This window comes from Variovorax sp. 01T432 (assembly GCF_056398605.1).
In genome coordinates this window covers 35,943-49,717 of sequence record NZ_JBFTPS010000050.1, presented here as the reverse complement: position 1 = coordinate 49,717, position 13,775 = coordinate 35,943, and the positions used below count along the sequence as shown (strand labels likewise).

Annotated in this window: 14 protein-coding genes; 4 read left to right on the top strand and 10 right to left on the bottom strand. The window is 63.5% G+C overall.

Annotation, left to right across the window (positions count from 1 at the left end; genetic code table 11):
* Positions 1 to 267: 267 nt before the first annotated feature.
* Entirely contained in the window at positions 268 to 1,008 is a 741-nt protein-coding gene (locus AC1DNF_RS28165) for a GntR family transcriptional regulator (RefSeq protein ID WP_478151951.1), read from the bottom strand.
* Positions 1,009 to 1,197: 189 nt separating this feature from the next.
* Here AC1DNF_RS28165 and AC1DNF_RS28160 point away from each other — a divergent pair, with 189 nt between their 5' ends.
* Complete coding sequence (locus AC1DNF_RS28160; RefSeq protein ID WP_478151950.1) at positions 1,198 to 1,629, top strand: VOC family protein; 432 nt, start codon at positions 1,198 to 1,200, stop codon at positions 1,627 to 1,629.
* A 308-nt stretch (positions 1,630 to 1,937) separates the two neighbouring features.
* Positions 1,938 to 2,381 carry a universal stress protein gene (locus tag AC1DNF_RS28155; protein WP_478151949.1) on the top strand — a complete coding sequence of 148 codons (444 nt, stop codon included), beginning with the start codon at positions 1,938 to 1,940 and terminating at the stop codon, positions 2,379 to 2,381.
* 146 nt (positions 2,382 to 2,527) lie between these two features.
* Here AC1DNF_RS28155 and AC1DNF_RS28150 read toward each other — a convergent pair whose 3' ends face one another.
* From AC1DNF_RS28150 to AC1DNF_RS28130, 5 genes are all read right to left on the bottom strand, one after another.
* The gene (locus AC1DNF_RS28150; protein ID WP_478151948.1) at positions 2,528 to 2,848 is read right to left on the bottom strand and encodes a hypothetical protein; all 321 of its coding nucleotides are present in this window, start codon (positions 2,846 to 2,848) and stop codon (positions 2,528 to 2,530) included.
* 227 nt (positions 2,849 to 3,075) lie between these two features.
* Entirely contained in the window at positions 3,076 to 4,431 is a 1,356-nt protein-coding gene (locus tag AC1DNF_RS28145; protein WP_478151947.1) for a chloride channel protein, read from the bottom strand.
* 63 nt (positions 4,432 to 4,494) lie between these two features.
* Entirely contained in the window at positions 4,495 to 4,995 is a 501-nt protein-coding gene (locus AC1DNF_RS28140; protein ID WP_478151946.1) for a DUF3619 family protein, read from the bottom strand.
* Positions 4,992 to 5,408, bottom strand: coding sequence for a MarR family winged helix-turn-helix transcriptional regulator (locus tag AC1DNF_RS28135; protein WP_478151945.1), 417 nt, complete (start codon positions 5,406 to 5,408; stop codon positions 4,992 to 4,994). Before AC1DNF_RS28135 ends, AC1DNF_RS28140 begins: the two co-directional genes overlap by 4 nt.
* 254 nt (positions 5,409 to 5,662) lie before the next feature.
* Entirely contained in the window at positions 5,663 to 6,079 is a 417-nt protein-coding gene (locus tag AC1DNF_RS28130; RefSeq protein WP_478151944.1) for a universal stress protein, read from the bottom strand.
* 228 nt (positions 6,080 to 6,307) lie between these two features.
* On the opposite strand from AC1DNF_RS28130, the gene mprF reads away from it, so the two are divergent.
* Complete coding sequence (mprF, locus tag AC1DNF_RS28125) at positions 6,308 to 8,908, top strand: bifunctional lysylphosphatidylglycerol flippase/synthetase MprF (RefSeq protein ID WP_478151943.1); 2,601 nt, start codon at positions 6,308 to 6,310, stop codon at positions 8,906 to 8,908.
* A gap of 113 nt (positions 8,909 to 9,021) precedes the next feature.
* A complete protein-coding gene (locus AC1DNF_RS28120) occupies positions 9,022 to 10,341 on the top strand; it encodes an AcvB/VirJ family lysyl-phosphatidylglycerol hydrolase (RefSeq protein ID WP_478151942.1) in 1,320 nt (439 codons plus the stop codon).
* Between the two features lie 89 nt (positions 10,342 to 10,430).
* On the opposite strand, the gene AC1DNF_RS28115 is transcribed toward AC1DNF_RS28120, so the two are convergent.
* The 4 genes from AC1DNF_RS28115 to dctP are packed head-to-tail and all read right to left on the bottom strand — an operon-like array spanning position 10,431 to position 13,750.
* Positions 10,431 to 10,889 carry a type II 3-dehydroquinate dehydratase gene (locus AC1DNF_RS28115; RefSeq protein WP_478151941.1) on the bottom strand — a complete coding sequence of 153 codons (459 nt, stop codon included), beginning with the start codon at positions 10,887 to 10,889 and terminating at the stop codon, positions 10,431 to 10,433.
* Between the two features lie 22 nt (positions 10,890 to 10,911).
* Positions 10,912 to 12,213, bottom strand: a complete 1,302-nt coding sequence (locus AC1DNF_RS28110; RefSeq protein ID WP_478151940.1) for a TRAP transporter large permease — start codon at positions 12,211 to 12,213, stop codon at positions 10,912 to 10,914.
* Positions 12,210 to 12,746 (bottom strand): TRAP transporter small permease, encoded by a 537-nt coding sequence (locus AC1DNF_RS28105; RefSeq protein WP_478151939.1) that lies wholly within the window; start codon positions 12,744 to 12,746, stop codon positions 12,210 to 12,212. Before AC1DNF_RS28105 ends, AC1DNF_RS28110 begins: the two co-directional genes overlap by 4 nt.
* Before the next feature lie 17 nt (positions 12,747 to 12,763).
* A complete protein-coding gene (gene dctP, locus AC1DNF_RS28100) occupies positions 12,764 to 13,750 on the bottom strand; it encodes a TRAP transporter substrate-binding protein DctP (protein ID WP_478151938.1) in 987 nt (328 codons plus the stop codon).
* Positions 13,751 to 13,775 lie beyond the last annotated feature (25 nt).

Below are 13,775 nucleotides of genomic sequence, written 5' to 3'. Positions count from 1 at the left end.
CGTTCTTGACCTTGCCGTCCTCGCGGTAGCTGCGGCGTAGCAGGTGGGTGCGATAGACCTGGTCCTTGTACTTGCGGGTCGTAGTGACGACGTGAGCGGTTCCGGTGCGGGCTGCCATGAATGCCAATATATACAACAAGAGCCATAATGTCAACTATTTAGTGACTACATATTGACACCAAAAAAATCCTCCGAAGAGGAGGATTCGTGAACCACGACAACCACTTGCCGCTTCCCGAGTGACTACGAAGTACAAGGAACTTCAGCCTAGTCCTGCAGGCCGCGCACGCTGCGGTAGCGGCAGTCCGCCGAGTTCACGTGGCGCAGCCGGAACTCGATGGGCGTGTCCTTGTAGGTAAAGGCGGTGCGCTGGATGCGAAGCAGCGGATCGCCGGCCGCGAGCTCCAGCGGCTGGGCGAGGCTGTCGTCCGCGCTGCACGCGCCCAGGTCCTCGACCACGCGCACGATCGAGATGCCGTGGTGCTCCTGGTAGTAGCCATAGATCGAGCTGCGCCGCGCCGAGAAGGTCTCGATGCTCAGGTCGGCGAAGCGTTCGAGCGGAATCCAGATGCGGTCCAGCATCACCGGTGCCCCGTCGAGAAGACGCAGGTTCTCGATGCGCGCGACCCGCGCGCCGCGCGCCAGGCGCAGCGCGGCGGCCACCTCCGGGCTTGCGCGCTCCTTCGCGAAGCTCAGCAGCTTCGCCGACACCTTGATCGGGCTGCCGGCCAGGTCGACGAAGCTGAAGAACATGTCGAAGCTGTTCTCGTTGGTGTGCCGCGCCACCGTGGTGCCGCGCCGGGCGCGCCGGATCAGCACGCCCTCCGCCACGAGTTCCTCGACGGCACGCCGGATGGTGCCGATGCCGACGCCGAATTCCGACGCCAGCTCCGCCTCCGTCGGGATGCGGTCGCCGGGCGACCAGTGGCCCGAGCGCAGGCGGTCGACCACGCGGGCACGTACCGATTCGTACAACCGCTGGGCGGGCTTGGGTGATTCTGGCTGCATCGTTCGGGGTCGTCCGGGGCGGATTCTGGCTGTTCGTTAACAGGGCTTGGAGCGAAGGAGGATAGCGCGAACCCTCATGCGTCAAATAAATTGAATTATTCGAATGATTCGATTGACGGATTGGGGGTGCGCGTCCTAAAGTCCTTCTCGAAGCGCGCCGCGGTGGCGCGTACTTTTGCGGAGAACCCCATGCCCAACTTCATCAAGCACATTGCCCTCAAGGTCGACGACGTCGAGAAGACGCGCGCCTTCTACGAAACCGTCTTCGGCTACACGCACGTGAACACCGTGCGCCGCAAGGGCAAGAACGGCGACCACATCTCGCATCACCTGACCGACGGCTACATGGACCTGACCCTGATCCATTACGAAGGCCCGGATTCGGACGAGGCCGACTTCGCGGGCCCCGCGCCCTGCATCCATCACATCGGCATGGAAGTCGAGAACCTCGAGGAATTCATCGCCGCCATCAAGGCCAACGGCGGCGAGATCCTGACGGCGCCCGGGCACCTGCCGGTCAAGTTCCGCTCGCCCAACGGCCCGGTCGGGGAAGTCGTTCCGATGGAGCGCTGGGAGAAGAAGACGCTGGCGGCCGGCGTCCACGGCGAAGTCCTCGCCTGAGCGTTCCGGCCCGCGCCGCGGACCGAGAGGCCATGGACGCCTCCCCCAGCGCCGAGAGGAGCTACTCGCCATCGGTGATAGGCCGGTAGCAGAACATCGGCCGCCGCTGATATGCCGCTGGGCACGGGGCGGATATGGGGGGCGCCTGGCGTCGTCAAAGACAGCGCATCCGCAGGCGCACTTCGTCCACTCAAAGCAATTCTCTGATTGATTCAATTCCTACTGTGCCAATAATTCACCAGGCTCGACCGCTCAATGGCGCCCAGCGATGCACGCAGTCCACGCGGTCCACATTCGTAGGTAGATTCATGTATCAGCACATCTTGGTTCCCATCGACGACACCCCGATCTCCGAGCGCGGTCTACGCGAGGCGATTCGTTTGGCCGCGGCGCTGAAAAGCCGGTTGAGGCTGCTGCACGTCATCGACGATTTCAAGGCGCAGGTCGATCAATCGGCGGAGTCCACCTTCGACGCTGCGGTCCAGAAAGTCCGCCAGAGGGCCGAGGCTTTACTCGCCGACGCACAAAGAAGCGCTGCCGATTCCGGAGTTCCAGCCGAGTGCGTCTTGATCGAAGCGGTACCCAATACGGTTTCAGATCTCATCTTGCAAGAGGCCCAGACTCAGCACTGCGATCTCATCGTGATGGGGACGCACGGACGCCACGGCTTGAGCCGCCTGGTCTTTGGCAGTGACGCCGACCTGATCGCCCGAGCCAGTCCCGTGCCGGTGCTGCTGGTGCGATCGTCCTAGGCCACGCGTGGGACATCACCCACACAACGGAAAAGGCCTGGTCCGTGATGGCCGAAGAGCTCATGCGAGCGAGCCGGCCGCTTACCTTGTGCGATGAAGGTTGAAGCCCGATGCATCCGCGACGAGCGAACGGCAAATTCATCGAACTACAGTCCTCGGGAGTCGAGGATCGCGGTGAGTGCTCGTTCGAATTGAATTCCCACCGCCTGCAAGGCGGACTTCAGGCCTTCACCGCGCTGGACCGTGTTCGGGTCACTCCCGTTTACGAAACCTCGGCGGACGTCTTCGAGTTCCTGCACCAGTCGCGCACGGTCTTCCTTGACTTGACTCAGCAGCGTCTGAACTTCAGGGGCTGCTGACGTATCGATGGCAGGCTGGCTTGCCTTGGCCATCAATTCGTCGATATGTCGAAGATGCGATTCCGATTCGCGGATATGTTGTTCAACAAGACGGTCTATGCTTTGCATGGCTTCCTCGATGCTTGCGAATGGCTTGCATTCAGCCGATCATGGTTCTCAGTGGGCGAATTGCGGGGCGGGTTCCAGTATTCGCGGATCGGCTAGGCCAAGACTTGATCCGCATCAAGCCCGGGTCGCCGCGATTGACCAGAGCGGTGCGGTTGAGTTTCTTCGAGCCGGGCGGCAGGCGGAGCCCGGGCCCTGCGCATAAAGAATTCGCTTTGGCACGCACCCGCTCACGACCGCTCGGACGATGGATGAGTGCTGATGAGCGGCGTCGGGGAGCCGATTGCGGCTCTCACCATGTGGGCCGCGAGCGTCTCATAGAGGGGCCGGCTGATCATGCGCGAGACCAGGCTGGCCAGCATGGCGGAAGCCATCAGGCTAAGCACCATGGAATGGCCATCAACCATTTCCATGACGATGATGAAGGCGGTAAGTGGCGCCTGTGTCACGGCCGCGAGGAACCCGGCCATACCCATGGCAATCAGTGCTGTGCCGAGCGCGGAACCGGAGAGTTGAGCGATGGCTTCGCCGATTCCGGCACCGATCGACAATGCCGGCGCAAAGATCCCGCCGGGCACGCCGCACCAAGCCGTCAGCCAAGTGGCGATGAACTTGAGCAGTGTGTAGAGTGACGTAAGGCCGACTCCACCCGCGAGCATGTCCTTCACGGCTGCCGACCCCGAGCCGAAGGTCATGCCGTTCGTCACGAGGCCGATCACTGCAACAGTCAATCCACCTAGGGCCGCGAAGCGCACGGGACCGCGCGCACGCAGCCCGTTGAGTCGTCCAGGCGCATGAGTCAGTGACGCCGCCATGAGCCGTGCGAACAACCCACCCGCGGCGCCGCTCACAATCGCGGTCAAAAGCCCCGGCCACAGCACCTCCCAGCCAATGCGCGGCACCTTGATGACGCCGAAATAGCTGAGGTTGCCGAACGCGGAAACCGCCACCAGGCCTGCTAGCACGATCGCCGTGATGATGAGCCCGCTTGCGCGCGCTTCAATTCGGCCCGAGAGCTCCTCAATCGCGAAGACGACGCCCGCCAAGGGCGCATTGAAGGCCGCGGCGATGCCGGCGGCGCCGCCCGCCAGCAACAGGCCCCTCGCATCGATCGTCGTGCGAGGCGAAAGCCAGCGTCGAGCGTGCTGCATGACGCCGGCAGCCACTTGCACCGAAGGACCCTCGCGCCCGATCGAAAGGCCGGCTGCGAAGCCGAGCACAGCAAGTCCGATCTTCGCGAGCGTCAACCTGAGCGACACGAAAAAGCTCCGCCGCTCCGGCGGCATGGCCGCATCCAGAGCGGCCTTCACCTGCGGGATGCCGGAGCCAGCCGCTGTCGGCGCCCAACGCCTTGTCGCCCAGACGATCGCGGCTGTGGCGGCCGGTGTCCACAGCAGGATGACCCAGGCATGGGCCCGGTGGAGGCCCTGGAACAGCCCGAATGCCCAGTCGCTTGCCATCGTGAATCCCACAACGAACAGACCTGCGACGATCGCGTAGCCAAGCACGATGGCACGGTCCAACCATACGCGGCCGCTCGACAGTTCGGCGCGCAAGTTCTGCAGGAAATCAGGCTCGTGGTTCATGGCCGTAGGCGGGCTGGGCGGCGTCGACAAAGGCCAAGGCGCGTTTGTTCGCGAGCGGGCGCGTCAAGCATGTCGGGTGGCAGCCGAGGCCGCGCTCGGCTTCAACGAGTCCGGGTGAACTGCCGTTCGACGCGGGGTGGGTCTGAGGAACTCGCGAAAGCCGGCATCGATGTAGGCGGACGGTGGCAGCACGTCCGTGAGCAACTGCGCGTCGACTTCTGCCTCCATCTGCGCCGCACGGTCGTCAAGTTCGCCGCTGATTAGAGCAAGCCCGGCGATGAGGACGACGAGTGGCGCGATGGACCCGATGCGTACCCAGATCCGGGCGCTTCTGAGGGAGATTGAAGAGTTCAGCCATGCGAGAGGTGGTCGCGGCTGTTGTGGCACCACCTTGCGGTTGGCAATCGCCCGCAAGCGCCCCGCCTGCAGGCGCTCGACAATCTCGCATGACAAGTCGCGCTCCCTATCTGACAGCCAAATCGCGATCGCCCGCCCCAGTTCGTCGCATGGGCCATCCAACGTAGGTCGATCTGCCTGAGGTGCGCGACGGCTCCACAATCTCATGATCTGGCCTCCTTCGCCGATTGCACAGCCTTGGCCAACCCCGCGAGCTGTCCTTGATGCAGGGGCGCAAGCTTCGAGAGAAGCCTGCGCCCTTTGGGTAGCAGGTGAACCTCCACTTGTCGGCGGTCCGTTTGACTGGGCGTTCGCCGCACGAGTCCAAGGGCCTCGCAGCGGGACACAAGCGCCACGACACCGTGCGGCTGGGCCTGCAGGCGGAGTGCGAGTTCGCTGATGGTGGCCCACGAGCGGCCCGGATATCCCTGGGTATGCAGCATCAGCTGGTACTGAAGCACCGTGACGCCGGCTGCGCGAGCCGCGTCCTCGCTGAAGCGAAGGAAGGTACGCAGCTGATATCGGAATAGCGAAAGTGCTTCGAGCTGCTCTTTCAGCAGCGGGGGAGGATTGGTTGCCAACGGAAACCTCAAGTCGGAGGGCCAGAGAAACAGGGCGCGAAGGCTAAACGGACGTCGCCTCTGCAAGGAATACACGCCGCCATGGATTACTCACAAGATGAGTAAATTTTCCTCATGCCGTGACGATCTCACTTCGGTGTTTCATCCTGCGAGGGAGACGCACATGCGGCCAGCTTCCCGATGCCGAAGGCCCACAGATGCCTCATAATATGAGGCATTCTGGGGCCCACGGGAGAATGCCTGTGGGCCACGTACTACCTCACCACCGTCACAGTGCAATGTGAGTGGCTGATGACCTGGCGCGCGACAGAACCGATGAGCCAGCGATCGAACAACGTGTGTCCGCGGTGGCCGACCACGATCAGATCGATGTTGTGTTTCTCTGCATGGCGAACGATTTGCTCCCCGGGCTGCCCGATGGTCACTTCGAGCGTCGACGCAATCGACTCCTTGTTCAGTCTCTCCCTCACTGATCGCAGGAGTTCATTGCACTGCTCATAGACGGTTTCCAAGCCGCCAGAGACGGCCATTTCATTGGCGAAGTCAGGCAACCTGGCCACCGTCAGAACGTAGATTTCGGCGACATATCGATGCACAAGGTCCACTGCAAACGTCAACGCGTTATCGGCGCTTTCCGATCCGTCATAGGCCAACAAGATTCGCCTGATCATGGTCGTTCCTCCGTCTTGAACAGCGCTGGAGCACGTCGCGAGGGGGCCAAATCGCGCCCGGCCGCACCCAGCTATTTGTAGACTCCATTGCGGCGACGTAGTGCCCCAGATTTTCCCCTCGCCTCACATCGAGCGCCGAGTTCGTGACAACCAAGAGCGCGATGCCGCGTTACTCAGTGGAGAGTTGGTTTCCACTCCCGAGAAAAGCATGGAAATACTCACCTTGCTGTGACTGCAGTACCCCCCGCAATCCCTCGACACTTCACGCTGCTGACGTACCGCTTTGCCGCCTCCTGGCCGCGCTTCAGGCCGTGGGTGCTGGCGGCTCTGGGCGCGCTGTTGTGCGCGCTGGTCGGAATGGCGCTGCATGGCCTGCTGCGCGAGGTGCGCTACGGCAGCGTGATGCAGGCCGTCGCGGCCACGCCGGATCTTCACATCGGGCTCGCCTTGGCGGCGACGGCCGCGAGCTATCTCATCCTGACTGGATACGACTTCTCGTCGCTCACGTATGCGCACGCCAGTGTCCAGCGCTCCACCGTGGTCCTCACTTCCTTCGTGGCCTATGCGCTGTCCAACACCATCGGCTTCGGCCCGCTGACGGGTGGTGCAGTCCGCACACGCATGTACACGGCGTCGGGCCTGACGCCGCACCAGATCGTTCAGGTGATCACGTTCAACGCCGTCGCGTTCGCTCTGGGCATCTCGACGTTCGGCGCGCTAGCCCTCCTCTGGGACGCACCCCATGTTGCGCCGCTCCTGCGGATGCCGGTGACGCTCCTGCGGTTGATCTCGGGCACGACGCTGCTGGGGGTGGCCGCATTCCTCTGGCTTTGCGCCCGGCGGCGAGTGCTCAACCTCGGTGCACGCAGAACGCTTCGACTGCCACCGGTCCGGCTCGCAACTCGGCAACTGGTGCTCTCGGCGCTCGAACTGGCGGCCTCGGCGGCAGCGCTGTGGTTCCTGCTTCCGGCGGATCGCATTGCTCCATCAACCTTCATCAGCTTTTACGCCATTGCCGTGGCTGCCGGCATCGTGAGCCATGTCCCGGGTGGTGTGGGCGTCTTCGAGGCGGTCATGCTCCTCATCAGCGGCGCGCACGTGCCGACCGAAGCCATGCTCGGCGCGCTGCTGCTCAATCGCGGCATCTACTACGTGCTCCCCCTGGTGATCGCGACGGCCATCGTGCTGACTTACGAATTGCGCTCCGGCGTGGCCGCCCCCATTGGACGCGCAGCGGTGCGACTGAGCCCGCGCCTATTGGCGGCCCTGGCGCTGGTTGCCGGCATCTGGCTGCTGGTTTCGGGCGTGACTCCGTTGACCGAAGACGCGCGGGACCTGCTCGAAGCGCTGAAGGTGCCACTTCCACTGATTGAGGCGTCGCACTTTCTTGGCAGTGTCGCCGGCCTGGGTTTGCTGCTGGTGGCCCGCGGGCTGTTCCACCGGCTCGATGCGGCATGGTGGGTAGCACTGGGCCTGTCCGTCGCTTCGGCCGTCCTCGCGCTACCCAAGGGCATCGCATTGCACGAGGCCGCGCTGATGTCGGCCCTCGCGGTGTTGTTGCTGATCTCACGTCGCCAGTTCGACCGGCCGTCATCGCTGTTTTCCCAACATCTTGAGCCTGGGTGGATCTTTGCGCTGGCCGCCGTGTTTGCTGCTTGTGTCTGGATCCTGCTCTTTGCCTACCAGGAGGTGAGCTACACCCGTCGGTTGTGCTGGGAGTTCGAACTCGATGCACAGGCTCCACGTTCGCTGCGCGCGTTGCTGGGGGCGGCACTGACGGCCCTTACCTTCGGGCTGTGGCAGTTGCTGCGTCTTCCGGCGGGCGAAGTCGCATATCCGTCCGATGAAGAGATCGATCGAGCGGCGGCCATCGTCCGATCGAGTTCGGCGCCGGAGGGCTGCATGGCTCTCATGGGCGACAAGCACCTGCTGTTTTCTCCCACCGGCAAGAGCTTCCTCATGTTCGGCAAGCGCGGCCGCTCGTGGATTGCGCTCTTCGGCCCGATCGGGGAGCCGAATGAATGGCCCGATCTGGTTTGGACCTTCGTCGAACTTGCTTCGGCCCATGGCGGTCGGCCGGCCTTCTATCAAGTGCGGCCCGCCAGTTTGCCGCTGTACCTGGACTGCGGATTGCAGGCGTTCAAGCTAGGCGAGTACGCACACATCGAACTGCCTGAGTTCAGCCTCAAGGGAGCCAGGAGGGCCAATCTGCGTTCAGGCATGAATCGCGGCGAACGTGAAGGCTTGTCGTTCGAGGTTCTGGCGCCGGAAGCCGTGATGAACGTGATGCCAGAGCTGCAGGCCGTCTCCGACGCCTGGCTGGACAAACAAAACGCCCGCGAGAAAGGCTTCTCCGTTGGCCGCTTCGACCCTGCTCGGCTGGCGCGCTTCCCAGTTGCAGTGGTGCGATACGAAGGTCGGGTCATCGCGTTCGCGACGCTGTTCACCACGGACGCGGCGCAGGAGGCGTGCGTCGACCTGATGCGCCATCTGCCTGAATCGCCTCCAGGAACCATGGATTTTCTGTTCGCCAGGATCCTGCTTCACCTGCAGGCCAAGGGTTTCCATCGATTCGGACTGGGCATGTCGCCCATGGCCGGCATGGCAACGCGGCAGAGCGCGCCGCGCTGGCAGCGACTGGGTCGCGTGCTGTTCGACTACGGCGAGCGCTTTTACAACTTCCGTGGCCTCTTCAGCTTCAAGGACAAGTTCGAACCCGTCTGGGAAGCTCGCTATCTGGCCGCTGCGGGTGGGGTGTCGCCGCTGCTCGTTCTGATTGATCTGGCGGCCTTGATCGGCGGTGGGGCCAAGGGAGTAATTGCAAAATGAATCAACGCTCGGCGCGGATGCCTGGCCTGCGGGCCATGGCCATCGGGGCGGTTCTCTTCGTGGGTCTACTTCGGTTGGCTGTCGCCCAGACGCAAGAACCGACAAGCGCGCCCATGGCCACCCATCTCATCACTCATGGCGTGTTCGTGGACGTACCGGTCTTTCGACCTGCGGGGCAGGTCCAACAGTTCGTCCTTCTGTTCTCCGGTGACAGCAAACCGAGCGCGCGAGACCACAGGCTTGTGCAATGGATGGTGGCCAAGGGCGCGATGGTGGTGGTTGTGCCGCTGCCGGTCTTCTACGACGGCATCGCGGCGGTGAGCCGCCAATGCGTCCACGGACCCGGCGGCGTCGAGAACTTCGCGCGCTACGTGCAGGCGTATGAGAAGGTGCCCGGCTACATCGAGCCGCTGCTGGTCGGCACCGGCAATGGCGGCGCATTCGTCTATGGTTTACTCGCCCAGGCACCAGTCCAGACGTTTACAGGGGCACTTTCGTTGGACTTCTGTCCGCGGCTGACGCTGCCGATGCCGTTGTGCGAGGAGGGCGTGCTTCGATGGCGGCCGGCGGCCAGCGGCGTCGACCTGGATGCCGGCACTCGACTCACGGCCGCCTGGGCCGCGGTTCAAGGTGACGCCCCGTCCGCCTGCACGGTGAGGGCGCGGGCGTTCACCCGAGAAGTTCCCGAGGCCACGTGGATTGGCGTGCCCGCGAAGGCCACTTCGGACACCCAGGAATTGCCCGCCGGCTTCGAGTCGGCCTTCGAGTACCTTGCCAAACAACGCGCAGCCCTCGAATCCCCGCCTGCCACGCTCGCGGACCTGCCGATGACAGAAGTTGCCGCCGCTGGCGACGGCTCGCGCTTCGCAGTGATGATCTCGGGCGACGGCGGTTGGGCCGGCATCGACAAGCGCGTTGCGGCGGCACTCGCCGCGGCGGGCGTGCCGGTCGCGGGGATCGACTCCCTGCGCTACTTCTGGTCGGCCCGCACGCCGGAGGGCGTCGCCGCCGACCTTGACCGGGTCATCCGCTACTACGCGGCACACTGGAAGCGCACCGAGGTCATCTTGATCGGGTATTCGCAGGGCGCAGACATACTGCCATTCGCCCTCAACCGCTTGCCGGCGCGCACGCGGGCCCTGGTGCGACTCACGGCGCTGCTCGGTCCCGGGGAGAAGGCTTCCTTCGAGTTCCACGTGAGCAACTGGATAGGCAAGAGCGGTGATCGGCCGATCGCTCCTGAAGCCAAGAAGATGGCAACCGCCGAGACGCTGTGCATTTATGGTGCGGACGAACGAAAGGATTCCCTGTGCCCGCTGCTCAGAGACACAGGCGCGCAGGTTGTCGTCATGCCGGGCGGGCATCATCTCGGGGGTGACTATCAGGCGCTGGCAGCCAAGGTTTTGGCGGCGGTGCCTCCGGGAGTTCGCTAGATGGCATCGCTCGCGACCTTGCTTTCGACATTGTTTCCTGGCTGGTCCTTCTGCCCACGTTCTTCCGTCTGCGGGAGCGATCAGGAGCGTCACGGCCGCGGAGCCGCGCTCGATTCGCCTTCGACAAGGTCTGCGACGGCTCGGATAGCCACCGCGTACCCCTTAGCCCCAAGCCCGGCAATGACGGCGGTCGCCGCGCGCGACATCAACGAGCGCTGGTAGATCTCTTCCCGGCGGTGGATGTTCGAGATGTGTATCTCCACGATGGGGCCCTGGAACATCTTCAGCGCATCGAGGATGGCGATCGAGGTGAATGAGTAGCCCGCCGGGTTGATGACAATGCCGCTGCCCTGATCAATTGCTTCATGGACCCAGTCGATCATCTGCGACTCGCTGTTGGTCTGCCGGAACTCGATCGGTTGCGCGCCGGCGGCTTGCCGGCACAGGGCCTCGATCTGCGCGAGGGTCGTGCTGCCGTAGATGCCAGGCTCGCGAGTGCCCAGGCGATTGAGATTCGGGCCGTTGAGCACATAGATGGGCTTGTTCATGGGGTGTCCTCGGAATCCGGATTCATCCTTTGTAGCCCATGACGCGCGGCAACCACAGGACGGTTTCCGGAACAAACGTGATGAGCGCGAGCACCGCGATGGCCGCGAAGATGAACGGCATCGATTCGCGCACGATGGCAACCAGCGGCTGCCGCGTCATGTTGGCTACAACGAACAGCAGCAGACCGAACGGCGGCGTCAGGAGCCCGATCATGATGTTTACGACCACGACCACTCCGAAGTGCACCGTGTCGATGCCAAGTGCCTTCACGGCCGGGATGAAGATCGGCACGATGACGAGCAGGATGGTCGTGCCCTCGAGCAGGCAACCCAGCATGAGCAGAATTGCATTGACCAGCAGCAGGAAGCCGAATCTTGACAAGTGAAAGCCCGCGACAAAATGCTGCACCGAAGCCGGGATGTTCTCTGCGGTAACGACGTAGTTGAAGGCCAGCGCGCCGGCGATCAGCATGCCGACCGAGGTGGTGGCCTTCGCGCTCGACAGTAGCACGCCGTATACCTGGCGGGGCGATAGCGAGCGGTAGATCAACGCTGCGGCAAGCAGTGCATAGGCGGCCGCAGCAGCTGCGCCTTCGGTGGGTGTCATCACACCACCGTAGATGCCAAACAGGAGGATCACCGGCAGTAGCAACGCCGGAAGGGCATCGATCGTGGCGCGTGGCACCTCGCGCAGCTGAACCGGAGGCTCGATCGGGTAGCGGCGGCGCGTCGAGATGACCGCGTTCATCACCATGAAGGCGATCCCCAGCAAGAGCCCCGGAATCACGCCGCCGAGAAAGAGATAGCCGATCGACGCGTCCGACACCAGCGCGTAGACCACCATCGGGATCGACGGAGGAATGATCGGCCCGATGATCGCGGCCGAGGCGGTGATCGCCGCAGCGTAGGCGACCGGATACTTCCCGTCGCGCGACATCATGCCGATGATGATGCGCCCGATGCCCACCGCATCCGCGATCGCCGACCCAGACATGCCGGCGAAGATGATGTTCGAGACAATGTTGACGTGGCCGAGGCCACCGCGAAAGCGCCCGACGAGTATCAGGCAGAACCTCAACAGCCGGTCGGTCAGACTGCCCGTATTCATCAAGTCCGCAGCGAGGATGAACAGCGGAACCGCGAGCAGCACATAGCTGTTGTACAGGCCGTTCAGAATCTGCTCGGCCGCGGTTCCCGGGTCAAGCCCGGCCATGAGCAAATAGAAGATTGACGCGGAGATCATCGAGAGGGCGATCGGCAGACCGAGCAATGCCAAGGCGACCAGCACGATCACGCACATCACGAAGGGTGAGAGTCCCATCATGCGGCTCTGTCCCCTGGAACGTCCTTGGCGACGGTTGGGGCCGCGCCGCGCCAGGCGATCCACGCCCCGCGCGCTTGCCGCACGATGCACACGATCGCGAACAGCAGATAGATGGCGTAGAGGTAGTCGAAGCGCATGCCGAGGTAGGCAGAATGCTCGCGCCGCATGAAAGCGACATAGCGCCACGTCGCCGGGAGCGACAGGGCCATCAGGACGATCATTGCCAGACTTGCGATGATCGTGAACGCGCGCCGGACGTCTGGTGACACGGCGTTGTAGACGATGTCGAAACGGACTTCATCTTCGTCCGCGACCAGGAACGACGCACCCCACAGCACCACCCACAGCCAGCACAGCACGGTTACCTCCTCGGTCCAGCCCAGAGGGCGGTTCAGGGCATAGCGGAACAAGATCTGCAGCAGGAATGAAACGAACATGGTCGCGATCAGCGCGACTGCGACGTCGTTGGCGCGCCGCCCCAGCCAGCGAGCGCGCGACGTGCGGCTGGCCCGCGGGGGGGCCTCTTCAGGCATCGACACGATCCCCGGGTCTAAAGCGCGTTGATGCGCTCCAGCGCACCGCTGGGCCAATCGCGGCCGTACTTGTCGACGTAGCGCTTCTGCGCGAAGGTGCGGAAGGCGTTCAGGTCCGGCGTGTAGACCTTCTTGCCCTCGGCCTTCAGCGCGGCGACCACTTCCCGCTCCTGGCCCTCGAACTTGGCGGTGTAGTCGTCAATTGCTTTTTCGGCAGTCGAGCGAAAGCGTGCCTGTTGTTCGGGTTTCAGCTCGCTCCAGGCCTTCGACGAAACGGCCATCACGTCATAGCCGATGACGTGCCCGGTGAGAACGAACTGCGTCGTCACCTCGTCGAACTTCATCAGCTTGCTCAGAAGCAGCGGATTGTCTTGCCCATCGATGGCGCCCGTCTGCAGGGCGGTGTAGACCTCCGCGAATGCCACGGGCGTCGGATTGACACCGATGGACTCGCCGAGGAACTGCCAGAACTCGCCAGGCGGCATGCGTAGCTTGATGCCGGCCAGATCGGCCGGCGTCTTGATCTGGCGGTCGGGCTTGAGGTTGACGTGGCGCGCGCCGAAATAGACTGGAGTGATCACCTCGATCCCGAGTTGATCGCGCGCCAATTTCACGAACTGCTGGCCGACGTCGCTCTTGAAGGTCTTCTTGAGGTGGGCCACGTCGCGGAACAGATACGCGGATGTCAGCAGCGACCATGCCGGGACCTGCTTGGAGATGTCTTGTGGCGCGAGGTTGGCCATCTCGAGATTCCCCCGCTGAAGCGCGACGAGTTCCGTGCCTTGCTTGAACATCGTGTTGCCCCAGAACGGCTGGAACTCGAAGTCATTCTTCATGGCGGCGGCAAAGGCTTTGTAGGCCTCGGCGCGCAGGTCCTGCTCGGTAAAGGCCGAGCTGAAGCGCATTTTCATCGCGCCTTGCGCCCACAGGCGAGGCGCGGCGGCGAGGGCGAGCGTGGAGGCGCCGGTACGCAGAATGGCGCGGCGTTGAACCGTCGACGGCATGGGAGTCTCCTTCTTATGAGTTCAT

Coding starts and splice junctions, on each gene's coding strand:
- dctP (WP_478151938.1), bottom strand. CDS start 13,750: ATGCCGTCGACGGTTCAACGCCGCGCCATTCTGCGTACCGGCGCCTCC.
- AC1DNF_RS28140 (WP_478151946.1), bottom strand. CDS start 4,995: ATGAGATTGTGGAGCCGTCGCGCACCTCAGGCAGATCGACCTACGTTG.
- AC1DNF_RS28160 (WP_478151950.1), top strand. CDS start 1,198: ATGCCCAACTTCATCAAGCACATTGCCCTCAAGGTCGACGACGTCGAG.
- AC1DNF_RS28150 (WP_478151948.1), bottom strand. CDS start 2,848: ATGCAAAGCATAGACCGTCTTGTTGAACAACATATCCGCGAATCGGAA.
- AC1DNF_RS28105 (WP_478151939.1), bottom strand. CDS start 12,746: ATGCCTGAAGAGGCCCCCCCGCGGGCCAGCCGCACGTCGCGCGCTCGC.
- AC1DNF_RS28110 (WP_478151940.1), bottom strand. CDS start 12,213: ATGATGGGACTCTCACCCTTCGTGATGTGCGTGATCGTGCTGGTCGCC.
- AC1DNF_RS28115 (WP_478151941.1), bottom strand. CDS start 10,889: ATGAACAAGCCCATCTATGTGCTCAACGGCCCGAATCTCAATCGCCTG.
- AC1DNF_RS28165 (WP_478151951.1), bottom strand. CDS start 1,008: ATGCAGCCAGAATCACCCAAGCCCGCCCAGCGGTTGTACGAATCGGTA.
- AC1DNF_RS28155 (WP_478151949.1), top strand. CDS start 1,938: ATGTATCAGCACATCTTGGTTCCCATCGACGACACCCCGATCTCCGAG.
- AC1DNF_RS28145 (WP_478151947.1), bottom strand. CDS start 4,431: ATGAACCACGAGCCTGATTTCCTGCAGAACTTGCGCGCCGAACTGTCG.
- AC1DNF_RS28120 (WP_478151942.1), top strand. CDS start 9,022: ATGGCCACCCATCTCATCACTCATGGCGTGTTCGTGGACGTACCGGTC.
- AC1DNF_RS28130 (WP_478151944.1), bottom strand. CDS start 6,079: ATGATCAGGCGAATCTTGTTGGCCTATGACGGATCGGAAAGCGCCGAT.